Below are 22,985 nucleotides of genomic sequence, written 5' to 3'. Positions count from 1 at the left end.
GGTGATTGTCTGGTTAGGGAATACCCCAAGTCGGCGTCAGGGAGAACTAAAGCCAACTCTCTAAGAGGGATGTACGTATGGTTATCTAGCTCCTACACACTGACATCGAAGGAAGACCTGTTGGCGAAAGAAACCGACTTTGACCATGACCAGTTGGGCCATCTACTAGCTGACCACCTCCTCGAAGTTCCGAGGTACCAAAGATCCTATGCGTGGGAAGCGGAGAACGTTGAAGAGTTCCTAGACGACTTAGCTAAGGCTAGAGCCAAGGGCGTCTCGTACTTCGTTGGCACCACCGTCTTTGCTAACTCCCCCAATTCTGATGGGCGACTTCAGGTCGTGGATGGTCAGCAGCGGCTAGCAACCACCTCGGTCCTGTTGATTGCCATACGTGATCTACTTTCCCGTTACGGGAAAAATGACCAGGCGGAAAAGATGGCCGAAAGGTACCTCAAGGGGTATGTGCTGTCCGAGGAACGGGAGGTAGAACGCCTTATTCTGAGCCCCAAAAACCAGAGGGCTTACGACCTGCTCATGGACGGCGAGCATGGTGTCTTAGACGATTCAGATCCCATTCTGACATGTTACAAAATTTGCCTCTCGCACCTAGAGGAGCTTGCACCAACTGCGGCCGAGTACCAACGTCTAATGGAGGTTTCTGCGCAACTTGAAAAGGACGTACAGGTCCTAGTAGCGACAGCCTCAAATCTCTCTGAAGCATATGTGATCTTTGAAACCCTCAACGACCGAGGAGCCGATCTTACGACCGCGGACCTACTGAAGAATTTTTTATTCAGCCAAGCAGGTCCCCATATGAGGTTCTTCGAAGAAAACTGGGTATCTCTCGAAACCAACTTTGATAAGCCCGACGATTTGGTCAAATTTATCCGATACGAATATGCGTCACGCCATGGAGCTGTCTCAACTCGTAAGTTGTACAGGGCCATCCAGGAAGATCTCACGCAAGAAGGAGCAGACGCCAAAGGGTACCTGCTGCGTTTAGCGGATGCCCAGAAGATCTACCTTGCTCTTCGCGATCCTGACAACCAATATTGGTCCGACGTCCAGGTTGATGTTCGGGATGCGTTGCTAGCATATAGACGGTTTGGGTTTGAGAGCAGTATCCCTGTCCTTCTGGCGGCCTTCCTCCATTGGAGGAAAAGCTCCGCCGCCAAGCTTCTTGTGAAAATGAGCCAATGGTCAGTGCGTTCTTTGTTTGCAGGGAAGATAGGGGCTCGACTCTCGGAAGATGCTTTCGGCCAGGCCGCTGTTGCCATAAGCTCGGAAGCGGCTAGAACTCAGGCCGATGTACGCTCACACCTAAACAAGCTCATACCTACCGACACGGTTTTCAAAGCAGCCTTCTGTGCTTTCGGCCCCGTCGCACCCGGGCGGGCAAAGTATTTGCTAGCCATGTTGGAAAAGGCAAACAGCCGCCGAAGTAACAAGAGCCCGAGGTTACTCGACTGGGCATCGAATGGGATAAACATCGAACACGTTCTATCTCAGCACTCTGCCAAGGTTGACGATTCAGTCTCAGCGGTTGTCGATGAGATTGGCAACCTTGCTCTTTTGGAAAAGAAACTGAATCGCGACCTTGGCGATATGGCATTTGGCTTCAAGCGGGAGGCCTACGCTGGATCTGACTTTGCACTCACAAAAAATCTTGCTCAACTTGATGCTTGGGACGTCGATGCCATTCAGAATCGTACGGCCGAACTCGCCTCAATTGCTTGCATCGCGTGGCCCCATCGGTGACCCCCGAGCTAATCGCCTGCAGCCCGGTCCACTCAGACAGGACGGGTGACACATCCATCCTGTGATTAGATAGCCGTAGCTTTCACAGACCCTTTTGGGCCGATGGGGAGTGTTGCAGCCGTGGCGCTAATCCTTATCTCTCTCGGGATTTCAATGATTCAATCAATCCGAGATGACGAGAAAGGGGGAACGCCTATGGCCAGTTGCGTTACATCGTTCTCCAGTTTGTCCGGAAACGTAGGCGCCGGCATGGCTGCGACACTCCTCCTAGGGGCGGTTCGCTCGGTGAGAGAACGAACGGGCAGGCCTTCTCCGAAGGAAACAGCAGGAAGCGCCGTTCGGCCCCCCGGCTTAGACGGATTTCGGCGCCTGAGCCTTCGCCAATGCCCGGCTGACGCTCATGCGTCCGACACTCAGTGCTTGGGCGATTTCCACAATGGGTGTTTTGTCCGCGTGCATCGTGCGGGCCGCTTTGATCTTGGCCTCCGTCATGGTGGAGGGCCTGCCGCCGACGCGGCCGCGTGCACGGGCCGCGTCAAGGCCCGCTCTGGTGCGTTCCAGCATCCTGCTGCGTTCGTGTTCGGACAAAGCTGCGAAGATGTGAAAGATGAGTCGACCATCCGCGGTGGTGGTGTCGATAAAGCTCTCGGTCAGCGACTTGAACTGGACGCCACGCTCACCCAGTTCAGTCACGATACGGGCGAGATCGGCGGTGGACCGTCCTATGCGGTCCAGCTTCCACACCACCAGTACGTTTCCTGGTTGCAGGAACTCCAAGCACTGCTGCCAGGCGGGCCGGTCTTGCGTGGAACCGGACGCATAGTCGTCGGTGAAGGTCTTGATAACTCCCGCTCGTTGCAGAGCGTCCTCTTGCAGCTGCGGGTTTTGCTCAGCGGTGCTGACGCGGGCGTATCCGATGAGGTTCGCCGTCACAGCATCCTGCCCTGTTCCTGGCCTCGGTCCTTTGGCTGTGGCCGGGCTTCAGCGGCCGGCGTTTCGGCTGGCGGCCTCAGCGCATCCCGCGCCGTACCTGGGTAGGAGGCGTGCACAAGTTTCATGACCTGCTCCATCCTGGGATCCAGATCAGTGGACTGCTGCTGCACCTTCTGAACGTTGCGTTGCCCGGGCGTCGGCGCGTCGTTACGCAACTCCTCGGCCCAACCAGTGAGCCGGGACTTGAGCTGTGCCAGTTCCTGCTCCCCGACGCCATATTCCTCCACCCGCCGTGCGCTGCCGAGCCGGTTGATTTGATCGAGCTGGCCAGCGAACATCTGCACGTCGAAACCTGGATCACGATCAACGGCAAGTTCGAGGATCTCGGCATCGGTGAAGCGCCCGGATTCCCTGATGGAGTCAAGGTCTAAGTAGTCACGGACTTCGGCCCGGCTGTAGACGGCCGAGACCTTACTGGCTACGGCATCGGGCAGACTCAAAACCGGGCCTACGGACAGCGTCACCGGCTCTTCGGAACGCCAATCAACGGCAAGGTCCACCTCGACCCTTTGGCCGGCTGGCGACGTGACTGAGAACTTCGCATACTGCGGGGCATTGCGATGCTCCTCGACTTCGAACCCGCGCTCCCGCATAGCGGCCACGAGCCTCTTGGTGGATTCCGCAAAAGCCTCTGGGCTGGTTATGGATGTGAAGAGATCGATGTCTTGTGTAGGGCGGTCGATGATTCCGTGCTCACGGATGGCCCCTGAACCGGCAAGAGCAAATCCTCCCCCTGCCAGGGAGTCCAACGCCAAACGGGTGACTTCGCGCTGGTAATCAACCTCCGCCATTACGCCTGCTGCGCCAGCTGGGGAAACTTGTTCTCCCACAGGTCCCTGCAACGGGCAGGGAGCATCAGCTGACGCCACACCCGACCAAGAAGGGAAGCGTTGAGCAGTTCTTCCTGGTCCTCTCGTGCGGCTTCGCGCAGGATGGCCTGGTAGGCCTTGATGACGTCCTCCGGCTGCCCTAAGTCACACTCCGCCTTAGGTCCCCAATAGACCCGCAGCGGCAGAGTCAAGGTGCCTTCCGCTGGACCGTGAAGGTCGGCGAAACGTTCCGGTGCTTCATAGGGGATCACGTCCTGCATGTAGACACGCGGTTCGGCCGTGCGGCGTCCTGCGGGCCGGTGCTTGATGGTTGGCATTGGTGTCTCCTATGGCGCGGCTGGTTGTTCCCGCTGGGCTCAGGGTAGCAAGACTGCACGAAACTCAATAGTGACCGACGTCGTTCACGAACCGGTTACGTGCAAGGTTTCGTGCAAGAGACCTCCCCGCGTTTCCGGTGAAAGTTGTCAGTTTCAGAAGTCGTCTGCACTGAATGTCAGAAGTCCTCTGCACGGGCTTTTAGTCTGGTTTCGCTAGGTGCCGGTAGATCGTCGGCCGGGTGACGCCGAATTCCTGGGCGATGTGTTCCACCGTGTGAGCCCGCTTGCCGTCCAGGCCTTTTTCTTCATACATTTCCCGGGCCAGCTTGACCTGGCGCAGGCCGAGTTTGGGTTTCTGCCCGCCGGTCCGGCCCCTGGCACGGGCTGCGGCTAGCCCGTCACGGGTCCGTTCGGACATGAGGGCGTGTTCGAACTCGGCGATTGAGCCAAGGATTTGGAAGAACATCCGGCCCAAGGGGGTGGATGTGTCGAGGTTCTGGTCCAGGACCACAAGGTCCACACCGCGCTCCTGCAGCGTCTTGGACAAATCGATGAGGTGTTCGAGGGAGCGTCCGAGCCGGTCGAGCTTGGTGACGACCAATTGGTCCCCTGCCCGGTTGGCTGAAAGCAGGGCCTTGTCCAGCTCGGGCCGGCGGGCCAGCTTCCCGGAGGCCGTGTCAAGGAAGACCTGCTCACAGCCGGCAGCCGTCAAGGCGTCGTACTGGGCCTCGGGATGTTGGTCGCGGGTGGAGACGCGCCCGTATCCGATTCTCATTACCGCAACGTATCACCAACCCAGCTGAGCGTTACACAGGCGCGTACACGACAAGCAATACATTAATGACCGCGTAGTTCCGCGGCTCGACGAAAGCGCCCGATAGTGTCTCGCGAACGATCGTTTGGGGACGTTAACACTGTCGTTGGCGTTCGCGGGTCTTTGGCGCCGGCACATTGGAAGGAAACGCTCGGTATGAGGTGTGTGACGAGCTCCACGAACCGCGCCATATTGTCTGTGGCCGCAAGTACGCTCGCATGGAGGGAACAGCCTGGCCACTACGGACGGGAACCCGCGAACGGAGGAAGCAGATTTGCGCGAACGCCAACTTATTGCCGGCCTTGACCGTTTCGACAAAACGCGCGACAACGGCCACGGAATCGCATACCCGACACTGCCGGTGAACATAGGCAAGGTCCACGCCATATCCGACTTCCGCTGGCACCGGACGGGGATCTACACGGAGCCACAGTTCTGCGACGCGCCGTGGGAATACAAACTTGCCCTGTGCGGGGCCAAGGTCAAGGTGGTACTCCCGAAGGTCTTCGATCCTGGAGACCCTGACGTATGCCCAGGCTGCGCGGCGGAGGGATACAAAGGACCGACTAAGCCACGCGGCGTGTCGGAGGCGTGAAGTAGGATCGCCGTTGTTCGCCACCGACGAGGGAACTCTTGTCACCGCGATCAGCCGGGAAGCCCAGTTGGGAATGTACGACGTGCTGAAACTAGCGGACGAGATGAGCGACTCCGGGGTTGCCCTGGCGAAACAAGCCACTTCCTCTTCGAGACCGGATGGAGAACGAGGAAACGCTAAACGCACCCTTAATGCCACGCCTCCCGGTCTCAGGAGCACTCGAGCTGCGCCCGGTCAAAGATCCGCTAGTGAGCCTGTCCAAGGGAGCACGTGGGCTACCGGGGGCCGTGTCAGATCCAAAAATGTCTGGGGTCGGGAGCATCATGGTCGCCAGTAGTTCCTAACGAAGGGTGAGCAGGCAATGACCGACAAGATGGAGACCGAGTGCCCGGAATGCGGAAGTAGGGTCCGCTTCACGCTCGATGACGTCGCTAAGCAGCGCACAGTGCGGTGCTCGCGAGGGCACCTGGTGAAGTTGCATGACGAAGGCGGCGGCGCCCGAAAGGCATCTAAGGCTCTCAGTGACCTAGACATGGCATTGAAGAGGTTCGGCAAGTAGCGGCCCGCTTCCAGTGCCGACCTCGTCCGGTTAGCCATCTCGCCAAAGCGGTGCTTCGGCCCCGTGGTGGTGGTTCTGGGATGCCGACTTAAGCAGTTTGACTTGAAAAAGTCCTCCTCATACGCTCTTTCAAGCGCCTCGATGCATCCCCCAATAGCATCGGGGCGCTCCCATGCCCCATCCCGGAGCGACGCCGCCAGCCACCGGCAACAACCGGAGGAGCTTAGACAGGGCGGTTCCCCAGTCGATCCTGTGCTGAGACAGTTCCTGAGGTCTTGGGTACCGCCACGCGCGGCGCCCCCGAAAAAGTTCCTGCCCTGGTTGAGGATTGAGCCATGGCAAAGAGCATCCGCGGCCTAACCGCCGTGATCTACAAGCAGACTGGGTCCATGCCCATGTTCCAAAGTGCATCCTCGTGAAGCAGATGAGGCTCCGGTACGCCGGAGCGTGTCGGCTGTGCCTCGCCTCTCTTCCGGCTGCGACAGAAGCTATTTATGAGCGCGAGACGAAGACCGTCCTCTGTTTGGATTGTGCCACCGAGGCTACGGAAACCATGTCCCAGGACCTGGAAACACCGGATGATGATTCGTTGGCCGCTGAGTCCGGAGTAGCCGGCTCGTCCGCCCGACGCGAATATGAGCGCCGCAAGGCGAAGGACGAAGAAAAGCTCCGCGAGAAGTGGGGTCGCTTCGGTGGCCTCGCAGTCGCCCTCTCTGACGAGCGGCAGCACACCAAGTCCTGGGATCGGGGCGCGATCGGTGAGGAACGCCTGGGCGCTCGGCTAAATTCCCTGGCCGCCGATGGCCTGGCTGTCCTCCACGACCGACGCATCCCCGGCTCGAAGGCCAATATCGACCATATCGCTATCACTCCTGCTGGAATCTGGGTGATTGATGCCAAACGGTACAAGGGACGGCCTGAGTTGAAGATCGAGGGTGGCATCCTTCGCCCCCGGGTCGAGAAGCTCCTCGTTGGCCGGCGTGATTGCACGAAACTGGTCGATGGGGTGCTCAAACAGGTCGATGTTGTACGAGACCTCGTTGGGGATGTGCCGGTAACCGGGGCGTTGTGCTTCATCGAAGCAGATTGGCCCCTGATCGGGGGCGCGTTCTCGACTCGTGGCGTTTATGTGCTCTGGCCGAAACGGTTAGCCAAAGTGCTTATAGAGCAGACAACCGGCGAGGTTGATGTGCCGAGGACGCTTGAGTCGGTAGCCGCGCGGTTCAAGTCTGCGTGACGTCAGGTGTCCATGTTCGGAGCTGTTCGGAAGCACGCTAGGGGATCCTCTTCCGAAACGCGCTCGACCTATGTAGAGTTAGACCTATGAAGGTTACGCACTCGCTCGCACTGGTCGCACTCGCGATCCTGCAGATGGGTCACGAAGGTGACGGATACATCTGGGGATATCAGCTCTCTAAACGTTCCGGCGTTCGCTCCGGCGTCCTATATCCTCAGCTGGACCGCATGCTAGACGAAGGTTGGCTGGAGGACCATTGGGAGGAAAGACAGGAAGGCCAGAAGAGGCCACCCCGGCGCTACTACACCCTGACGGATACCGGTCGAATTGAGCTCGGTGCTGTGGCTCATCGAGTCCAGACCGAGCAGCGTTTTTCCACCCTCCGAGGAGCGTTCGCATGATCGCTGAGCTCCTCTCTGCTCCTGGCGCTCTGGGCGCATTCGGCTTGGCAGTGCTGCTGTTCGGCTTCGCGCCAGGACTGGTCCTCGCCGCGGTCGTACGGCTCATACCTGATATTGATCGTCGGCGAGAATTGCAGGCAGAACTCTACGAAGTGCCGCGATGGGAGCGCCCGTTCTGGGTGGCGCAACAGTTCGAAGTCGCACTGCGCCTCGGATTGTCGCCGCGTATTTCGTGGGCATGGGGTCGTTACGTTTGGCACCGTTCCAAGGTCGAATCAGGTCTGCAGCGCCATCTGGAGTCGCCGGATACATTCGAAGTTCCAGACCTTGAACTCAAGGAGCTGATCGAGCCCGGTGATTTGGTGAAGCTTGCGTGGTCAGTCGCGCGATTCCCAGGGGAACGGATGTGGGTGCGAGTGACGCACCGCGATGGCGACCGACTCAAGGGAGATCTGGAGAGCTGGCCCCTGTTCGTTCACTTGAATCCGGGCGAACAGGTGACCTTCGTCATCGACGACATTATTGACTGCGACCTCATCCAGGTCCAATCAGAAGAGGTGCCGACGAATTTGGCAGCCTGATCGGAGCATGGCCGACATAGCGTGTGGTGTGCCCGTATGCCGGTGGCTGTTAGTGCACGCGACTTCAGACAGAATGACGGTTGGTGCAGGCGACTCCTAACAAAACGACGGTTGGTGCAGACGACTTCGAGCACTTCCGTGTCAGGAGTCGTCTGCACAAGTCCCGTACTTCCGCGGAAGCCAGTGCAGACGACTTCTGAAACTGACAAAAGTGACAGGAAGTTGGGGGCCTGCAGGATCCGGCTGTGTCCGTGCACGTAAACGAACGATTCCGTGCAAAGGCTGCCGGATCGAGCCATCCCTGAAACTAAGTCGGGCCCTTGGCTTGGATGTAGGATTTGTTCTTCTTAGACATCAGAGGGCTTCGCCTCCGGGGCGACCCGTTGCAGCAAGGCGTTGTGCACCTTCTCCAGTGTGCTGCTACGTGCCTCGGCACTGGCGAGCTTCTTCTCCGCCTCCGCTGCCGCGCCGGCAGCAGCGCGTTCTGCTGCACGGGTGTCTTCCAGCTCAGTGCCCAGGGCGGCCAGCCGTTGCTCCAAAGCCTCCGCCGTGGACTGCAGGGCGGTGATGCGGGCCTGATGTTCGGCGGCCGCGGATTCCTTCTCCGCGGCTGCCTTGTCCAGGTCCGCCACCAGCTCGGCGATTTCCAGGTCTTTGTCCTTGCGTTCCTGCGCCCAGGCCGTCTCGACGGCGGCGTGCCGCTCGGAAGCCAGCGTAGAGGCGTCAGCCCAGCAGGCCGCGGCGAGCCGCGTGGCCTGTTCGAGCAGGGCCGGCGGCGTCGCTGCCACCTGTCCCCCGGCGGCGAGCTTCTCCTCTGACCATTCCTTCAGGTAGCGGGTAGCGTCCGCGTTGCTGACGCCGGCGGTAGCCCGGACCGTGGAGACGGTCGGGCGGCGCTCAGCGCTGATCTGCTCGGCGGCGGCAAACACGCGGTCTTTCACACTCGACGTCATGGCGGTTTCTCCCAAAAAAGTAGTAGGAGTAGTAACGATACTACTCCTACTACTACTTTTCAATGCTTTAGAATGGCGGCTCGGAGTCCGGGCCGCTGCCCCAGCCGCCGGCGCCGCTGGTCTGCGGTGTGGCCCAGGGGTCTTCCTGCGGCGCCGCTTGGCCTCCCGGCCCAGTGTTGCCCTGGTTGCCGAACCCACCAGCTCCTTGTCCCCCCTGGGCGGTGCTGCGCTGGGTGCGGTTGATTTTCGCATTTGCATACCGGAGGGAAGGGCCGATTTCGTCCACTTCCAGTTCGATCACGGTGCGCTTTTCGCCTTCCTTGGTCTCGTAGGAGCGGGACTTCAATCGTCCGGAGACGATGACCCGCATGCCCTTAGTCAGGGACTCGGCCACGTTCTCTGCCGCTTCGCGCCAGACGGACGCCCGGAGAAACAGGGTCTCGCCGTCTTTCCATTCGTTGCTTTGCCGGTCAAAGGTCCGGGGCGTGGAGGCGATGGTGAAGTTTGCCACCGCGGATCCCGAGGGGGTGAAGCGCAGCTCTGGGTCGGAAGTGAGGTTGCCAATCACGGTAATAGTGGTTTCGCCTGACATTGGTGTTGCCCTTTTCTCTCGGTTTAGAACAGTGCGTTCAGTGGTTTGATATCGGGGATGTCGCCATACTTTGGCCAGCCAGCGCCTTTCTCGCACGCCAGGAACCGCTGGGTGAGGTCGCCGCTGATCGGTTTGCCCTCTTCGGCGTATTCGGGCTGGGAATAGAAGTCGATGATCTCTGCGACGGTACCGCGTCCGTGTGCGGACCAGCCGGAGAAGTTGCTTCGATGTGGTTCGGTGGGGTCCAGCCGTCCCTGTGGTGGTTCGAGGTAGCCGGTGATCTTGCTTGGAAAGCTGCTGTTTCGTGCCATGGCCTATACCTCTGCCGTGGCGATTTGGCGGACTTCGCGGAATGAGTGGGTGTTCTGTTCCAGCCAGCGGTGAAGCTCGTCTTCCGTGGTGGTTGCCTTGATCTTTGTCTTGCCCTGGTGTGAGTCGTAGATGGCGAACCAGATGGTCATGGTGTCCTCCAAAGCTTGGTGGCCCGGCACCCGGGGCGTGTTCCTCCGGGTGCCGGGTGGTCTTTAGTCGGTTGTGGGGATTCCAGCGGCGAGGAGGTCTTTCCAAAGGGCGGAACCTTCGATGTCGGTCCAGTCCGAACCGGCGTGGACGTCCGGGGCGCTCCCCCGGTGTTCCCAGATTTCCAGTCTGCTCATGGAGCCCTTGTGGTCGAGGATCAACCTGGTTGCCGGCTCGTCGTTCTCCGGGGATCGGTAGAGGGCTGCGACATGATGGCCGTCAATGTCGTGCACTTCGGGCAGCTGGTCCGAGTAGACAAGGAAAGGATTGGCTTTCAGCAGCGTTTCGGCGTGCTGGTCCCCGTAGATTCCTGAGTCGATGGCGCGCCGATCAAATACCAGCGGTTCAATATCGGTCACTTCGTGTTCTCGCCCGGACGTCTTGGCGGTGATTGTGGGGAGCATCCCGGAACCGTGCATCACGTCGATGTACTGGTGGAGCCGGGCTGTGGTGATGACGGGGGTTTCGTGGTGTGCCCGTACCCAGGATTCCAAGCCTTCGCGACTGATGGTGACGTTGGCGCGTCGTTCGGAGGATTCCCGGACGGTGATGGTCACGTGCAGCGTGTCTGCGGAGTTGGTTTCGACGCGGGGGCCGGCTGTCAGGGTGTGCTTCTTCATGGTGTTCTCCTTGCGTAGGAAGGGGGGGGTTCCGGCAGGTGCTGTGTCCGCAGCGTCTGCCCGTTGGTGGGGAGCGGCTAAGCGGTCAGCTGAGCCAGTTCCTCGATCTTGTCTGGTCGGAATCCGGACCAGTGGTCTTGGTCGGTGACGACCACGGGAGCTTGCAGGTAGCCCAGTGTCTTGATGCGGTCCAGCGCTTCGGCGTCGGTCGAGATATCTACCGTCTGGTGGGCAATGGCTTTCTTCCCCAGTGCCCGCTCGGTTGCGTCGCACTGCACGCATCCTGGCTTGGTGTACACGGTGACCGTCATGAGGATCAGCTCCATCTTTTCGTCGGTTCTGGTTTCGCTCGTCTGCCTTCTGATACTATTATGATATCAGTTTGATATCACTGTGAATAGTGGTAGCGGCTGTTTTTCCCGTGAATACTAGGAAGGGCGGGACCCTTCCGGCCCCACCCTTCCTTTGGCTATTCGCCGGCTTCCATGACTCCTACGTCATACCCGCCCCACGGGCCGCGTCCGGGGACGTGGCGGCCACTCATAGCCGTTCGTGCCGTCCTGACCGGCGCTCCGGGATACTGCCATTCCTTGGGGTAGTCCTCGGGAACGTTGAATTTGTATCCCCCATTGGGCTTCACGGCTGACGTGACCACTGGCCGGTACTGCCATCCTGGCCAGCAGTGGTTGAGCATGTCCTCCACGGCTTGGTTCTCGTTCTCGTGGATTCCCCCCCACCAGTCGCAGTCGTGGCAGTAGACGCGGTACAGGAGGTCTCCCATGCACTGGCAGTCCGGGTTGCGCCAGTGCTCGTTGCAGCGCAGGTCCGCTCCGTAGGTGAAGGTCCGGTGGGCGGATCCGGCAGTGACGTTCCTGCCCGTCTGGTTTCCGTTCCACTGGCGGCTCCAGTTGGACACCCCCATCCGCCCGTCGCTTTTGGCCCGGTACTCATAGGCGGCGTCCAGCTCGTCCGGGCGGTAGTGGCCCACGGTGAAGTGCAGCGGGGCCGTGGGCAGGGTTTGCAGTTCAAGTAGGGTGAGAAGGTCAAGCTGGCCGGTCAGCACATCTGTTGCTGTCATGGTCCAATCTCCTTATTGCGTAGGGATGAGAGTCGCTTGGCGAGGGTGGGTTCTGTGTCCGCAGAGCCCACCCGCTTTATATCTTGTTGATACTATAATGATATCATTTTGATAGTACACACTCAAGGTAAATCCCCGTAATTACGCGGATTTTTGCCCTCCCTCATATCTCCACCACGCCCCAAGGTTCCGATGCGTGGGGGCCCCTGCTCCCCGCCTGACCATTGCGTCGTCCCTGCTGAAAAGAACCCAACCCCACCCGGGTGGTGCGTCGGCGGCGGCAGGCTTGGACCATGGGGAACTCTGCCGATCCTGGGAGATTGTCAGACCCCCACTGCACACTAAAAGGAGGCCGTCCGGCCTATTTTTTCGGTGTGTCATTCGAACACATATTCGATAAGGTGTGTTAGTGAACCGGGAGCAAGCGACCCAGCTGCAGGCGCAGTACGCTCGCCGTGCCGGCCCGATTGGGCTGACGGTGGAGGAGCTTGATTTCGAGCATTTCCCGGCCAAGAACGGGTATCCGGGGATACCGGTGAAGGCGTGGATCAGGTTTCCGAACTGCGCGGAGTTGGTGGACGGTGAAGTGTTCGCCTGGACAGCCAAGGCCGCCGAAGTGACCTGGAAGGACGGCCCGGTGACGTACCGGACGTGGGTGTGGAGTTCGGCGGTCACCCGCCGGGAAGAGTTGATGAACAGGAATTTGGGAGAGCGGACCAACCGTGACAGCAGCAGTAAGTGAAACGAGCCTCCACGCTCCCGTGGACGTCCGGTTTACGGCGGCAGGCATTCCCCTGGCGGTCCGTTACGACGGGCGGGTATGGGCTGTGGCGGCAGAGCCGCTGCACTGGTTCACCAGGGATTCCTGGTGGCAGACCCAGCGGACTGTCCCGGTGGGCGTCGGGAACGTCGTGGACATTGAGCATTGGCGGGTACAAGTCCGCCTAGGCACCTCGTCGGCGGCGCTGCGGACCTTCGAGCTGCGGCGGGACCCGCTGGCGGAGCAGTGGCTGTTGGAATCCATCGCGGACAACTAGCGGAGGTGATCGGGGATCATTCATGCCCCCACCCGTTCCGGCCACGACACTTCCTCCTGAGTAGGGTGGGGACATGAATGATCCGGCCCCGTATCCCGGCCGCCATGACCGAATGCGGCACGGTAGTGGGCGGCTGTCATCGCGAGCCCTGTGGATCCTTGCCGTTGTGTTCACCGTTGCTACAACGGGATCTCTGGTGCTGGTTACCCTCGATCTCGTCATCGGCCGACCGGCTGGGGGCGATGTCTTCATCGCTTTCCTGAATAGCCTGGTGGCTTTCGTGTTGTGGCGCCGGATTTCTGAACAAGCGCGGGCATGACTGCGTAGAATCGATATTGCGGACGTGAGGGACCGCTTAGCGTCAACTGAAACGGTCCCCCACGTGCTGATTAGGTGATTAGTTAGCGATTCCGCTGATGATGTCCCAGACAACCGGGATCAGGGCCGAGACCACCACGCTTGCTGTGTTGACCCACAGGTGGATGATCTCGGCTTTCCGTCTTTCAGGTCGCGTTTTTTCCACAAATATCACCCCCTCTCGCTCGTAAAAATGCCAGGTGTCTTGATGAGTTGCCCCAGGTCGATCTGTCCCTTTGATGGCTTGTCGAACGGTGCTCCTAGGGTGTAGTGGGGCTCTGTGAAGGTGATCTGCGCTGTTCCGTAGTCTTCCCTGGTCCTGTCCTTGGATGTGATTAGTTCGTGTTTCCGCAGGTCGTTGATGCCGTCTGTGAGGACGTCCGGAGAGAATCCGTACCACTTCTTTACGAGGCGCCCTGGTAGGTAGAAACCGGGACGGAGCGACCGGGCTATGAGAAGGACGGCTTTGCCCTGGACGGTGAGGTCTCTGTACCAACTGTCCGACCAGTACTCCAAGGGCAGTGTGAAGTACTTACCCGAAGGGGCGGTGTAGGGGTCACCGTTCCCGTCCTCGTGGAGGGTTGTGATTTTTGCCTGCTTGGACTCCCTTTCCCGGAGAATGAGCTTCCGGTCGGCAAGTTTGGCCCAGCACCTCGACACGGCATCTTTTCCATAGGCTTCATCCCCGAGGCCCATTGCCCGAGACCAGACAGCGGCATCGCGCTTGGTGTCCCATGGTGGTGCTGACGCTGCTAGTCGGTGAAGTAGATACAAGTCCAGTGATCTGCCGTTGCTTGAGTTGATGAGCTCGCCGAGCGCACCGGGCTTCTTCCCCTTCTGGAGTTGAACGAAGTCAGTCCGGATAGGAACGTTCTTCTTCCGCTTGGAGTCGTCCAGAAGGGCTTGTATCGACTTGTCTTGAAGTTCTGTGAGGTGCTGTTCCATGGATTGATCTAAGCACTAGAAAGCGCGGCGAACGGGGCAACAAGATTCGGTGAGATGCGGTTTCAGCGGATGCTATATAACGACCATTAACAAATGCCACATAGGATTACCGATGCAAACACCTGTTAACAATGCCAAAAGGCCAGTCGTCGTTTAAGGCTCCGCCTCCCGCCGTGGGCGAAGATCACCCATGTGACTTGAAATATTTTGGCGGGAATTGGCCAGCTGCTGATGTAAGCCCCGGGAAGCCCTGCACAGCTTTTGGCTGTGCAGGGCTTACGTATGCCCGGGACCGGCTTCAGCGCCCGTATTCGGGTTGTTGCTGGCGGCGCTGTTCGGGTGTCCCGTGTTGGGCGGCGGTGGCCGTGGAGGCCGGGGTGCCAGGCTGTGGCGGGAATGATGCATTCATTAGCCGTTGCATCTTTTCCATTCGGGGGTCGATTTCGGCTGGGGGTTCGGGCTTTTCCGGTTCTTCTGGCTTTGCCGCGTCGGCCATGAGCTGGTCGATGCGTGCGGACTCCCCCCGGGCGGCTTTGAGTGCGTCGGCGTACTTGAAGGGTTCCGCCAGTGCCTTGTCTGCCTGTTCGACGCGGGAGAGAGCTTCCTGTCGGCGTCCGTCGACGTCTGCTGCCAGTCGTGGCAGGGAGGAAACCCTGTTCTCAAGCTGCCTGATGGTGCCGATATCAGCTGAAAGCAGGCTCCTTCGGGCAATCTGGGTGGTTGCCCTGGGCACTCCCTCGATGCGTACTTCGACGGTGGCGTGGTCAAGGTCGCGTGCGGGCACGAGTTTGGCGCGGAGTTCGTGGCCACCAAGGTTGGCGATGGTTCCGAGCTCGTCATATCCGTAGAGGTTCATGAGCCGGTGGCCGTGTTTCCCTGCCCATGCGCGGAGCGCTTCGGCGGCGTCGCCCCGGTTGTCGAGGGTTTTGCCGTCGATGCTGGCTGCGAAGGCATCCGCGGTGGTGTCAACGGTCCGGCCGGCGGCCGCCTGGATCAGTGGCAATTCATGGGACGCGGCCTCGGCCGCAGACTGCTCACCGCGCTTGGTGTGGGCCACGGCAACCATATTGCGGTTGTAGGCCCGGTCCAGACGGCTCAGCCGGGCAAGTTCCTGGTCTGCGACGGCTTTTTCCAGCACCAGCGGGTTACCGCTGGTGATGGCTTTTGCCTGGGCGAAGTTCAGGGTGTTGTCCCCGATGTCTTCGATTTCCCGCACGTCCAGGCGGCCGCGCATGATCTGGTTGATAAACCGGGACTTGCGTTCAAGTCCCTGCCACATGAAGGAGTCGAAGGATTCCTTCGTGACCACTTGAGAGATGCGGACCTCGGGGTTCTGGTTGCCTTGGCGCAGGATGCGGCCGTGGCGTTGCTCGACGTCGGAGGGCCGCCACGGGGCGTCCATGTCCACCAGGTGCACGGCGCGTTTTTGAATGTTCGTGCCGACGCCCATTTTCGAGGTCGATCCCACGAGGACGGCGATCTGGCCGGAACGGGCGGCGGCAAAGAGCCGGCCTTTCTCGGTGTCGTTTTTGGCTTCGTGGATGAACCGGACCATGTGTTCAGGTACGCCTCTGCGGCGTAGCTGGTCTTTGAGTTCGCCGTAGACGTTCCACCGCTCAGATGGTGTGCCGAAGTCACAGAAGACCAGCTGCAGGGCACCGGGAACCGGGTCCGGCTCGCCGGTTTTCGGGTCGGTGTAGATGCGGTCCTTGTGTTCTTCGTACACGCTGGCCAGCAGGTCAGCGGTCGCGCTGATCTTCGTGGGGCCCTGCTGGGAGAGCGTGGGGTCAACGAGTCTCATGTCCAGGGCGGCTTTGCGGCCGTCTGAGGAGACTTTGAGCATGTTGTCTTCCTCGGAGTCCACCAGCCGTTGCTGGATACGGTCCACGCGGTTCCCGATGTCCTGGATGTATTCGCGCAGCCCGGGGCTGGGCTCCACGGCCAGCATGTTCGGCTGGCGCAACCCGTCGACGTCGCGCGGGGCAAGGGCCGGTACGGGCAGTTTCAGGTCTTCGGCGGTTTTGACGTCCGCAAAAGTGTGGAACATTTTCAGCAGCTCGGGGACGTTCTGGAATTTAGCGAAGCGGCTCTTGAGCTTGAACCGGTCACCGCCGGCTACTGAGAGTTCCATTTCTTCGACCACTTGGCCGAACGTGGCGGCCCATGTGTTGAAGTCCTGGATCCCGGTGGCCCGGAGCAGGTCCGGGCGCAGGTAGCGCTGCATGACGTACATTTCCGTGACCGAGTTGGCGATGGGTGTTGCCGTGGCTCCGGTGATCACGCGGCGTCCTTCGCGTTGGCGCAGGAACTCGGTCTTCATGTGGAGGTCGGATGCACGGTTGGAGCCTTGGATTCCGGCGCCGGGGATGTTGCTCGGGGTCCGGAGGTTCTTGTAGTCGTGCAGCTCGTCCACGACGAGGTAGTCAATGCCGGTCTCTTCAAAGCTGATCCCGGGGTCTGCGGGGGTGTCGAGTTTGGCTTTGAGGGTTTCTTCCTGGGAGAGGACGGCCTTTTCCAGGCGTTTGACGATGCTGGCGTTGGCGCGGCCATTGTCCTGGCCGTTCTCTTTCGCGGCTTCCAGCTCGGCCCGCATCTGGATGACTTCAGCGTTGATGTAGGCAGCTTCGGCTTCGGGGCTGAGGCTGACGCGCTGGAAAGCTGTGCGGGTCATGACCACGGCGTCCCACTCGTTGGCGGCCGCGCGGGCGACGAACTGGCGGCGGTTGTCCCCTGCGAGGTCGCCCGATGATGCGGCAAGAATGCGGGCCTGGGGGTAAATCTGGAGCCATTCGCGGGCGAACTGTTCCAGCATGTGGTTCGGGATCACGACGGCTGGCTTGTTGACCATGCCCAGGCGCCGCAGCTCCATGACGCCCATGACCATCTCGGCGGTCTTTCCGGCACCTACCTGGTGGAACAGTCCCACGGCAGGCTCGGAGAGCATCCGGGCCACGGCCGCGCGCTGGTGCGGGCGTGGGGAGAAGTCCTTGGCCATGCCGGGCAGGGTCAGCCGCTCCCCCTCGGTGCTGTAGTCGCGCAGCACGATGGAATTGAAGCGGCGGTTGTACTCGTCGATGAGGCGGGTGGCCCGTTCTGGTTCCTCCCAGACCCACTCGCTGAAACGCTCCTGCAGCAGCTGGGCTTTCTCCTGGGCTGCTGCGGTTTCGGTGGGATTCAGGATGCGGCGCTTGTCCTCGCCTTCATCAGTGACGCGGACGGGCCGCTGTTCCAGGACCTGCTTGAGGACGTCAGACGCGGGCATCCGCTGGGTGCCCCAGTTGCTGGTGGCCGCCAGGGTATGGCGGTTGGCTTTGACGTCCCACATGGACCCGGCGGCGTTGGAGACGGTGGCGTAGGGGTCGTTCAGGATTTCCCGGACGAACTCCTGGTGGGTGCCGGCGTCGATCCAGACCGCGCCGAGACGGGCTTCCACTTCGTCCATGCGCAGCGGTTCCGGCATGGCTTCGGTGAGGGCCTGGACGTTGGCGGCGTACCTGTCGTCCGAGAGCGCGGCCGCTTGGGCGACTTCCAGCTTTTCCCGCACGTTCCCGGACAGGTACTCGGCCCGGGCCTGGTAGGTCTCCTCGGTGCCGGGGACCTCGTAGATGCTCTCCCCCATGGCGGCCCGTGTTTCGTCCCGGCTGATGCCCAGCAGGGACGCGGCGTAGTCCAGATCAACCTCTCCCACGGTATCGAGGGTGACGGTGAGGGCTTCTTCGGCGGTGTCCACACCAAGGACCGGGCGGCGGGGCTGGACCTGACGACTGGAGAGCAGGGCAGCCGGGGAGGCTGTCTGCGTGGCTTCATCGAAGTTCTCCAAGGCCATGACCAGCGGCCCGAACGGGTCACGGGAGACGATGGAAACTGCCCGTGGCGTGATGCGGGCCTGGATGGGCTCCTGCGTCTCTTCATCCACGCGGCCGGTGTCCCGGAGCGTGAAGCGGTTGATCGGCCCGTAGGTGTCCGCGTACTGACTGTAGGCAGTCTTGAGTTGATCGCGCAGGGAATCAATGTCGGCGGTGTCGTCGCGGCTTTCGGCTTCTGCGGTGAGCAGCGTCCGTCCGGCGTCGCGCAGCCCCAGCAGGGCCCGGAGTTCAGCGGCCTGGGTTTTAGGTACTGCGAGGTCGGCGTGGGAGCCGTTCTGGACAACAGTGAAGCCGTCGTCCTTGGCGCTGATGTGGCCGTCCCATTCGTGGGTGGCAGCCGGTACGTAGGCGGCACGCTGGCGTTCCTGCTCGACGGTCCGCTCGGTCATGACCATGCCGGCGGACCGGGCTTCGTTAACGACATCAGCCAGGGCAGCGTTCAGGCGCTCCGGGACGGCTGAGAGGTCGTCCGTGGTCAGCTGCAGGGTCTCGGCCCCGTACATGCCATGGCTGACGTGCAGCTCGCCCAACAGGCGTTCGGGGTACTCGTCAAAGTAGGAGTTCAGGCGGGTAATAGTCCCGTCGATCCGACGGGCTGTGACGGTCTCCCAAAGAGTGGAGGCCGGTTCCTGGCCAGGTTCCCTGCGGCGGAAGATCAACAGGTCCGTCATGGCGTCCGTGCCGGCTGCCTTCCGGTGGGAGCCGGTGGGCAACCTGACAGCGCCCACGAGGTCGGCCAGCTGGTTCATTTCCCTGCGGGCTGCCGGGTTCGTGCCGTCCAGCGTGAAGCTGGACGTCAGCACAGCCACCATCCCGCCCGGGCGGGTCAGTTCCAAGGATTTGAGGATGAAATGGTTGTGGATCGAGTGGCCGCCGGCGTTGTGGCGAGGATCGTGCAGCTTGACGTTGGCGAAGGGCACGTTGCCGATAGCAAGGTCGAAGTGCCCGGTCGGCAGCTTGGTATCGGCAAAGGACTCGGCACGGACGGTGGCCTCGGGGTAGATGGCCTGGGAGATGGCCGCCGTGGTCGGGTCCAGCTCCACACCGGTCATCGTGGCGGTGTCAGGGGCAAAGCCCATGAAGGTTCCAACCCCGGATCCCGGTTCCAGAACAGTGCCGCCGTTAAAGCCCAGTTCCTGCACGGTTGACCACATGGCCTGGACGTAGGCAGCGTCCGTGTAGTGGGCGTTGATCGTGGTCCGACGCGCGGCGTCGTACTCGGACTCGGTCAGGAGGCTGCGCAGATGCTCGCGGTCCCCGGCATATTCCTCCCGCGTTTCATCGAATATCTGGAAGACGCCTTGCGCTCCCCAACTCCCCCACCGCGCCAGTGACGCCTTCTCAGCCTCCGTGGCCTGCCGGTCCTCATCCTGCAGCGTCTGCAGCACCTCGAGGGCTTCAAGGTTCGCCCGGATACGGCTACGGGCACCGGATGGGGCAAAGTCTTCCTGGGAAGACGGGCGGAACCTGCCCGTCCCGGTTTCTAGTAGAGCTGCTCGCGCAGCTTGTCCGCTTCCGCCATCGAGTCCAGGTACTCCTGAATACTCGGGTTCACGTACTCGCCCTCCCCGTCCTCGTCCTCCGTCTCCGGCGGCGAAAGCAGGTCGTAGCGAACGATCTCCTCGGCCTGGTTCCGTGCTGCGTTCAACCGGCCTACCTTCTCCAGGTACCCCTCCCCCTTCGGGTCCGGCCCCGCGAGCTTGATCAGCAGCCCGTCCACTTGTTCTTGGGCTTCCTCCCCCAGCTTGGTGAAGAACTCCTCCGGGTTCTGTATCTGGCTGTAGCGCGTCGGACTGGCTGTCTTCCAGGCTTCCTGAGCCTGCCTGCCGTACCTGTTCATTGCGATCCTCGTCTGGTGCCGCCCAAAGAGCTTCAAAGCTCAACTGGCCATCAATTTGTTTCTTTCGCCCCGCCATGGACTTCTCCCCCTGGTGCCTCGTGTGGTCCGAAGGTCACGCTAGCGGGGATTCACCCGTATTACCTGTCACAGGAGGACCACTCCCCCGCGATGGCGGGGATCGGTCGTCCAACGGATGCCCGGACAGCGCCATTCGTGGGATACCGCGGCGATACTGCTCTGATATCACCCGGATACTATGGTGCTACTGGTTGCGCTCCGCTTTCCGGCGTTCCAGTTCCGGCCAGATGATGGATTCAAGCAGCTTCTGCTGGCTACGCCTGTCAGCGTCTGCCGATTCCTTGAGCAGCTGCTTCTGGTAGTCGTTGAACCGAAACAGGATGCCCTGCGGGCCAATTGGCGCGTTGGGATCCAGAGTCGCCTCAACCACTTCCGGCGCGTATCCGCCCTTCCCGAACTCGTCGGCCTTCCGGGCCACGGCGTCCTCGTCCCCGGCCACCGCGGTGGACGCCACTGCGCGGGCTTCGCGTTTCTTTATAGCCATTCCTCAATCTCCTTCACTAGTACCTGCACTTCGGCCTTGGCCGATCCGTTCGAAATCTCGATGACGCCCTTGCCGGCCGGGATGCTGTCCCGATAGGCCTTCCTGATCTTGAGCGCCGCGTCGATACGCGGGATCTGCGGGTAGTCCCGCAGAAAGTCCTTGGCTTCATCCTCTTCAGTCGCAGAGGAGTAGGTGGGCACCTGGGTAAGCAGGGCAGCGACTTTGAGCTTCGGATTCATGTCCTTGGCCGTCTCGATGAGCTCGACCATGCCGGGCATGGTGTCCAGGTCGAACTGTGAGGGCCGCACCGGGATGAGCATCAGGTCCGCGATGGTCATGGCCGTCCGCATTTCCTGGCTGTCGTGCCCGGGAGCGTCCACGATCACATAGTCGTACCGGGCACTCAGGTCTTTCAGTGCTTCCCGGACATTGCCGGTCTTCTGGATGGCGTGGACGCGGGGGAGTGACTCATCCTGAGCGCGATCAGCAGCCCACGTGGACGCGGACTGAACGCTCTTGTCGCAGTCAACGATCAGGACGTCACGTCCTCTGCGGGCAAGCTCGGCCGCGACGTTGATGGTCGTCGTGGTCTTGCCTGTCCCGCCCTTCTGACTGGCTATAAGGAGTACTGGCATGGGGTCTTCCTCTCTTCGGGGCAATGATACTGCGGCGATATCAGACTGAAACTGTTTTGGGGTAGTTTCGCGGAGATATCTAAACAGTATAAGAGTGAAACTGTTTTGATACTAATATCAAAACGATATCACAACGATATCGCTTGTCAGACCGGCTGTTTATCAGCCCAATTGGGCTTGGCGAATCCGGGCGACGCGCTCTCTCCAGGGCACGGTGGGCGGCGTGTAGCTGGAACGTTCTGCCAGCGCACGTTCCCGGCGTTCGGCGGCCGCCCGGGTTTCAGCGGCGCGTTGAGACCGTTCGGCCTCGCGTTTTTGGCTGGGGGAGCGGTACAAACCGCCGTCATGGCGCGCCCACTTGCCCAGGCGGAACTTCAGCCATGCCCCAGTGTTTCCCACGCCGTGGGCGCCGTCATGGTGGTACCTGGCATCGGTATTCGGCCGCCAGTCGATGGCGTGCAGAATGTCCTTGATTGTCCAACCGGCCCGGAAGAAAGGCCGGCAGATGGCGGCGACATGCGCGGTGGAGATGCGCTGCAGCGGGAAAGACCTGAATTGAAGCTCCAGCGAGGCTAGACGCTCAGCCTCGCGGCGCTCACGCTTGGTCGTGGCGTCTGTCGTGGCGTTCGGGTCCCAGAGGGATTCTGTCCGATCGAGCAGCTGGTGATTGACCTCGCGCCGCTGGGCGGCGCGCTTCAAAGAAGGTTGCGGCGAAGCCGCATCCATTTGAGGATTTGACGATTCGCCCGCCCGCGCGTGCGGGGGGTTATTAACAGCCCTAGTGGGCACCGGTACGCTACTTTTTTCCACACCCTGATCTTCGGCTTTTTCCAGCAGCACATAGATGGCCGCTTCGTTCTCGGTGCGGCCGCTGGATTTAGGGGTGAACTGGGCTGTGCGCCCCGTGGCAACCACAGCCAGCACGCCCCAATCCCTGAGCCGGCGGAAGTAGTTGGAAATGCTCTTGGCGGGGAATCCGAACCGCTCTTGGAGGCGCTGCCAGATGGGCATGATGGTCATGCTGGCGGGGTCAAAGCCAGGACACTGGGCGACGGCGTTGGCGAACCGCCAGATGTTCGCCTTCAGGTCCTTGCGGGCCAGCTGGAACTCTGCCAGCTCCTGAATGCTGCGTAGCCAGCGGACGATGTGCCGGGCAGGCCTGTGTCCCCCCGGAATGACCGACCACACGGCACGGTTGCTGCGCTCTTTCGCCTTCCGTACGCGCCTGGGCCCGTGCTTGCCCTTACGTCCTGCACGTCGTTTGCTGCGACCGGTAGGGGAGTCAGGATCGGCGGTGGTGTCTTCCGTCCTAGGAAGGGCGGCACCAAGAGCCGCCACGTTCTCGGGCGTTAGGTGCAGCTTTTCGGGGTCTCGTTCGGCTGCTTTTTGCCGGCCGACACTCGCGCGGACAACCGTTGACGTGGAACCGGGGTCCGGTACCATAGGGGCAATACCTTTCCTGTTGGAGGGTGTGAAAAAGGGAGCGTCCTCGCAAGAGGAAGCTTGAATAGTTCAGATCAGTGACTGCCAGGAAACTTGGATCTGAACGGATACTTAGTGGAGGCCCGCCAAGTGCGGGCCTTCAACTTTTAACTCGCCTGTGCCATGGGCAATGTCTCCGGTAGTTGGGTTCGGTCGAACCATGAGGGCAGGCCGTCGGGTTTCATTTCTGTCCGCAGATGAGCGATCAGTTGCTCCATGGCTTCGCCGGTCGATACGCCCATGCGATCCGCGACGGAAAAGAAGAAGTCCTTGTCCTCTTGCGGCACCAGCGTATTCAGCTGGACGTTGTCCATTGCCGTTCCGCGATGCCTGCGCCGTCTCGTAGCCATAGCTCGAAAATAGCCTTAAGAATATGCATTACTCGGGATTCGGGCCGCGTGTCTTCCAAAGGAA

At 60.9% G+C, this 22,985-nt stretch carries 28 protein-coding genes; 9 read left to right on the top strand and 19 right to left on the bottom strand.

What is annotated here, in order from left to right:
- Positions 1–120: 120 nt before the first annotated feature.
- On the top strand, positions 121–1,758 hold the full coding sequence (locus C9424_RS19680) for a DUF262 domain-containing protein (protein ID WP_161958260.1): 1,638 nt from the start codon (positions 121–123) through the stop codon (positions 1,756–1,758).
- A gap of 351 nt (positions 1,759–2,109) precedes the next feature.
- On the opposite strand, the gene C9424_RS19675 is transcribed toward C9424_RS19680, so the two are convergent.
- From C9424_RS19675 to C9424_RS19660, 4 genes are all read right to left on the bottom strand, one after another.
- Complete coding sequence (locus C9424_RS19675) at positions 2,110–2,691, bottom strand: recombinase family protein (protein WP_116768540.1); 582 nt, start codon at positions 2,689–2,691, stop codon at positions 2,110–2,112.
- Entirely contained in the window at positions 2,688–3,542 is an 855-nt protein-coding gene (locus tag C9424_RS19670) for a nucleotidyl transferase AbiEii/AbiGii toxin family protein (protein ID WP_116768539.1), read from the bottom strand. The genes C9424_RS19675 and C9424_RS19670 overlap by 4 nt, the downstream gene beginning before the upstream one ends.
- Positions 3,542–3,898 carry a transcriptional regulator gene (locus C9424_RS19665; protein WP_116768538.1) on the bottom strand — a complete coding sequence of 119 codons (357 nt, stop codon included), beginning with the start codon at positions 3,896–3,898 and terminating at the stop codon, positions 3,542–3,544. Before C9424_RS19665 ends, C9424_RS19670 begins: the two co-directional genes overlap by 1 nt.
- A gap of 199 nt (positions 3,899–4,097) precedes the next feature.
- Positions 4,098–4,673: a recombinase family protein gene (locus tag C9424_RS19660; RefSeq protein WP_116768537.1), complete on the bottom strand. Its 576-nt coding sequence runs from the start codon at positions 4,671–4,673 to the stop codon at positions 4,098–4,100.
- Positions 4,674–4,986: 313 nt separating this feature from the next.
- On the opposite strand from C9424_RS19660, the gene C9424_RS19655 reads away from it, so the two are divergent.
- From C9424_RS19655 to C9424_RS21755, 5 genes are all read left to right on the top strand, one after another.
- The gene (locus C9424_RS19655) at positions 4,987–5,307 is read left to right on the top strand and encodes a hypothetical protein (RefSeq protein ID WP_116768536.1); all 321 of its coding nucleotides are present in this window, start codon (positions 4,987–4,989) and stop codon (positions 5,305–5,307) included.
- Between the two features lie 361 nt (positions 5,308–5,668).
- On the top strand, positions 5,669–5,866 hold the full coding sequence (locus tag C9424_RS22245; RefSeq protein ID WP_116768535.1) for an MJ0042-type zinc finger domain-containing protein: 198 nt from the start codon (positions 5,669–5,671) through the stop codon (positions 5,864–5,866).
- Between the two features lie 553 nt (positions 5,867–6,419).
- A complete protein-coding gene (locus tag C9424_RS19645; RefSeq protein WP_237563580.1) occupies positions 6,420–7,103 on the top strand; it encodes a nuclease-related domain-containing protein in 684 nt (227 codons plus the stop codon).
- 86 nt (positions 7,104–7,189) lie between these two features.
- Complete coding sequence (locus C9424_RS22000) at positions 7,190–7,504, top strand: PadR family transcriptional regulator (protein ID WP_116768533.1); 315 nt, start codon at positions 7,190–7,192, stop codon at positions 7,502–7,504.
- Complete coding sequence (locus C9424_RS21755) at positions 7,501–8,085, top strand: hypothetical protein (RefSeq protein ID WP_116768532.1); 585 nt, start codon at positions 7,501–7,503, stop codon at positions 8,083–8,085. The genes C9424_RS22000 and C9424_RS21755 overlap by 4 nt, the downstream gene beginning before the upstream one ends.
- Before the next feature lie 347 nt (positions 8,086–8,432).
- On the opposite strand, the gene C9424_RS19630 is transcribed toward C9424_RS21755, so the two are convergent.
- The 7 genes from C9424_RS19630 to C9424_RS19605 form a co-directional block, all read right to left on the bottom strand.
- Positions 8,433–9,038, bottom strand: coding sequence for a DNA-binding protein (locus C9424_RS19630; RefSeq protein WP_116768531.1), 606 nt, complete (start codon positions 9,036–9,038; stop codon positions 8,433–8,435).
- 67 nt (positions 9,039–9,105) lie between these two features.
- Positions 9,106–9,630 (bottom strand): single-stranded DNA-binding protein, encoded by a 525-nt coding sequence (locus C9424_RS19625; protein WP_116768530.1) that lies wholly within the window; start codon positions 9,628–9,630, stop codon positions 9,106–9,108.
- Between the two features lie 23 nt (positions 9,631–9,653).
- Positions 9,654–9,941, bottom strand: coding sequence for a hypothetical protein (locus tag C9424_RS19620; protein WP_116768529.1), 288 nt, complete (start codon positions 9,939–9,941; stop codon positions 9,654–9,656).
- A gap of 3 nt (positions 9,942–9,944) precedes the next feature.
- Positions 9,945–10,091 (bottom strand): hypothetical protein, encoded by a 147-nt coding sequence (locus C9424_RS21525; protein ID WP_161958259.1) that lies wholly within the window; start codon positions 10,089–10,091, stop codon positions 9,945–9,947.
- A 63-nt stretch (positions 10,092–10,154) separates the two neighbouring features.
- Positions 10,155–10,769 carry a hypothetical protein gene (locus tag C9424_RS19615; protein ID WP_116768528.1) on the bottom strand — a complete coding sequence of 205 codons (615 nt, stop codon included), beginning with the start codon at positions 10,767–10,769 and terminating at the stop codon, positions 10,155–10,157.
- Positions 10,770–10,846: 77 nt separating this feature from the next.
- Positions 10,847–11,080, bottom strand: coding sequence for a glutaredoxin-like protein NrdH (nrdH, locus tag C9424_RS19610; RefSeq protein WP_116768553.1), 234 nt, complete (start codon positions 11,078–11,080; stop codon positions 10,847–10,849).
- A 158-nt stretch (positions 11,081–11,238) separates the two neighbouring features.
- Positions 11,239–11,847 (bottom strand): DUF6349 family protein, encoded by a 609-nt coding sequence (locus tag C9424_RS19605; protein ID WP_116768527.1) that lies wholly within the window; start codon positions 11,845–11,847, stop codon positions 11,239–11,241.
- A gap of 409 nt (positions 11,848–12,256) precedes the next feature.
- On the opposite strand from C9424_RS19605, the gene C9424_RS19600 reads away from it, so the two are divergent.
- From C9424_RS19600 to C9424_RS19590, 3 genes are all read left to right on the top strand, one after another.
- Positions 12,257–12,589, top strand: a complete 333-nt coding sequence (locus C9424_RS19600; protein ID WP_116768526.1) for a hypothetical protein — start codon at positions 12,257–12,259, stop codon at positions 12,587–12,589.
- Positions 12,570–12,884 (top strand): hypothetical protein, encoded by a 315-nt coding sequence (locus C9424_RS19595; protein WP_237563579.1) that lies wholly within the window; start codon positions 12,570–12,572, stop codon positions 12,882–12,884. Before C9424_RS19600 ends, C9424_RS19595 begins: the two co-directional genes overlap by 20 nt.
- 73 nt (positions 12,885–12,957) lie before the next feature.
- Positions 12,958–13,203: a hypothetical protein gene (locus tag C9424_RS19590; protein ID WP_116768524.1), complete on the top strand. Its 246-nt coding sequence runs from the start codon at positions 12,958–12,960 to the stop codon at positions 13,201–13,203.
- A 78-nt stretch (positions 13,204–13,281) separates the two neighbouring features.
- Here the strand turns inward: C9424_RS19590 and C9424_RS22110 are convergent, their stop codons facing one another.
- The 8 genes from C9424_RS22110 to C9424_RS19560 all read right to left on the bottom strand — a co-directional run bounded on the left by C9424_RS22110 (position 13,282) and on the right by C9424_RS19560 (position 22,885).
- Positions 13,282–13,407 (bottom strand): hypothetical protein, encoded by a 126-nt coding sequence (locus C9424_RS22110; protein WP_272914165.1) that lies wholly within the window; start codon positions 13,405–13,407, stop codon positions 13,282–13,284.
- Between the two features lie 5 nt (positions 13,408–13,412).
- A complete protein-coding gene (locus tag C9424_RS21345) occupies positions 13,413–14,186 on the bottom strand; it encodes a hypothetical protein (protein ID WP_133247542.1) in 774 nt (257 codons plus the stop codon).
- 298 nt (positions 14,187–14,484) lie between these two features.
- Complete coding sequence (locus tag C9424_RS19580) at positions 14,485–19,440, bottom strand: helicase-related protein (protein ID WP_237563578.1); 4,956 nt, start codon at positions 19,438–19,440, stop codon at positions 14,485–14,487.
- 95 nt (positions 19,441–19,535) lie between these two features.
- Positions 19,536–19,892, bottom strand: a complete 357-nt coding sequence (locus C9424_RS21995) for a TnpV protein (RefSeq protein ID WP_237563577.1) — start codon at positions 19,890–19,892, stop codon at positions 19,536–19,538.
- Positions 19,893–20,154: 262 nt separating this feature from the next.
- Positions 20,155–20,454 (bottom strand): hypothetical protein, encoded by a 300-nt coding sequence (locus tag C9424_RS19575; RefSeq protein WP_133247541.1) that lies wholly within the window; start codon positions 20,452–20,454, stop codon positions 20,155–20,157.
- Positions 20,445–21,089 carry an AAA family ATPase gene (locus tag C9424_RS19570; protein WP_116768520.1) on the bottom strand — a complete coding sequence of 215 codons (645 nt, stop codon included), beginning with the start codon at positions 21,087–21,089 and terminating at the stop codon, positions 20,445–20,447. Before C9424_RS19570 ends, C9424_RS19575 begins: the two co-directional genes overlap by 10 nt.
- A gap of 162 nt (positions 21,090–21,251) precedes the next feature.
- Positions 21,252–22,277: a hypothetical protein gene (locus C9424_RS19565; RefSeq protein ID WP_116768519.1), complete on the bottom strand. Its 1,026-nt coding sequence runs from the start codon at positions 22,275–22,277 to the stop codon at positions 21,252–21,254.
- A 401-nt stretch (positions 22,278–22,678) separates the two neighbouring features.
- Positions 22,679–22,885: a hypothetical protein gene (locus C9424_RS19560; protein ID WP_116768518.1), complete on the bottom strand. Its 207-nt coding sequence runs from the start codon at positions 22,883–22,885 to the stop codon at positions 22,679–22,681.
- Positions 22,886–22,985: the final 100 nt, after the last annotated feature.

The sequence above is a fragment of the Arthrobacter sp. H-02-3 genome, assembly GCF_003097355.1.
Taxonomy (GTDB): Bacteria; Actinomycetota; Actinomycetes; order Actinomycetales; family Micrococcaceae; genus Arthrobacter; species Arthrobacter humicola.
Note: the sequence above shows the minus strand (reverse complement) of the source record. Positions and strands in the feature narration are given on the sequence as shown.

What these genes read in the sequence shown, in the direction of transcription:
- C9424_RS19575 (WP_133247541.1), bottom strand. Translation starts at nt 20,454, where the DNA reads ATGGCTATAAAGAAACGCGAAGCCCGCGCAGTGGCGTCCACCGCGGTG.
- C9424_RS19625 (WP_116768530.1), bottom strand. Translation starts at nt 9,630, where the DNA reads ATGTCAGGCGAAACCACTATTACCGTGATTGGCAACCTCACTTCCGAC.
- C9424_RS19660 (WP_116768537.1), bottom strand. Translation starts at nt 4,673, where the DNA reads ATGAGAATCGGATACGGGCGCGTCTCCACCCGCGACCAACATCCCGAG.
- C9424_RS21525 (WP_161958259.1), bottom strand. Translation starts at nt 10,091, where the DNA reads ATGACCATCTGGTTCGCCATCTACGACTCACACCAGGGCAAGACAAAG.
- C9424_RS19560 (WP_116768518.1), bottom strand. Translation starts at nt 22,885, where the DNA reads ATGGACAACGTCCAGCTGAATACGCTGGTGCCGCAAGAGGACAAGGAC.
- C9424_RS19570 (WP_116768520.1), bottom strand. Translation starts at nt 21,089, where the DNA reads ATGCCAGTACTCCTTATAGCCAGTCAGAAGGGCGGGACAGGCAAGACC.
- C9424_RS19670 (WP_116768539.1), bottom strand. Translation starts at nt 3,542, where the DNA reads ATGGCGGAGGTTGATTACCAGCGCGAAGTCACCCGTTTGGCGTTGGAC.
- C9424_RS21995 (WP_237563577.1), bottom strand. Translation starts at nt 19,892, where the DNA reads ATGAACAGGTACGGCAGGCAGGCTCAGGAAGCCTGGAAGACAGCCAGT.
- C9424_RS19665 (WP_116768538.1), bottom strand. Translation starts at nt 3,898, where the DNA reads ATGCCAACCATCAAGCACCGGCCCGCAGGACGCCGCACGGCCGAACCG.
- C9424_RS22000 (WP_116768533.1), top strand. Translation starts at nt 7,190, where the DNA reads ATGAAGGTTACGCACTCGCTCGCACTGGTCGCACTCGCGATCCTGCAG.
- C9424_RS19615 (WP_116768528.1), bottom strand. Translation starts at nt 10,769, where the DNA reads ATGAAGAAGCACACCCTGACAGCCGGCCCCCGCGTCGAAACCAACTCC.
- C9424_RS19620 (WP_116768529.1), bottom strand. Translation starts at nt 9,941, where the DNA reads ATGGCACGAAACAGCAGCTTTCCAAGCAAGATCACCGGCTACCTCGAA.
- C9424_RS22245 (WP_116768535.1), top strand. Translation starts at nt 5,669, where the DNA reads ATGACCGACAAGATGGAGACCGAGTGCCCGGAATGCGGAAGTAGGGTC.
- C9424_RS21755 (WP_116768532.1), top strand. Translation starts at nt 7,501, where the DNA reads ATGATCGCTGAGCTCCTCTCTGCTCCTGGCGCTCTGGGCGCATTCGGC.
- C9424_RS19645 (WP_237563580.1), top strand. Translation starts at nt 6,420, where the DNA reads ATGTCCCAGGACCTGGAAACACCGGATGATGATTCGTTGGCCGCTGAG.
- C9424_RS19605 (WP_116768527.1), bottom strand. Translation starts at nt 11,847, where the DNA reads ATGACAGCAACAGATGTGCTGACCGGCCAGCTTGACCTTCTCACCCTA.
- C9424_RS21345 (WP_133247542.1), bottom strand. Translation starts at nt 14,186, where the DNA reads ATGGAACAGCACCTCACAGAACTTCAAGACAAGTCGATACAAGCCCTT.
- nrdH (WP_116768553.1), bottom strand. Translation starts at nt 11,080, where the DNA reads ATGACGGTCACCGTGTACACCAAGCCAGGATGCGTGCAGTGCGACGCA.
- C9424_RS19630 (WP_116768531.1), bottom strand. Translation starts at nt 9,038, where the DNA reads ATGACGTCGAGTGTGAAAGACCGCGTGTTTGCCGCCGCCGAGCAGATC.
- C9424_RS19590 (WP_116768524.1), top strand. Translation starts at nt 12,958, where the DNA reads ATGAATGATCCGGCCCCGTATCCCGGCCGCCATGACCGAATGCGGCAC.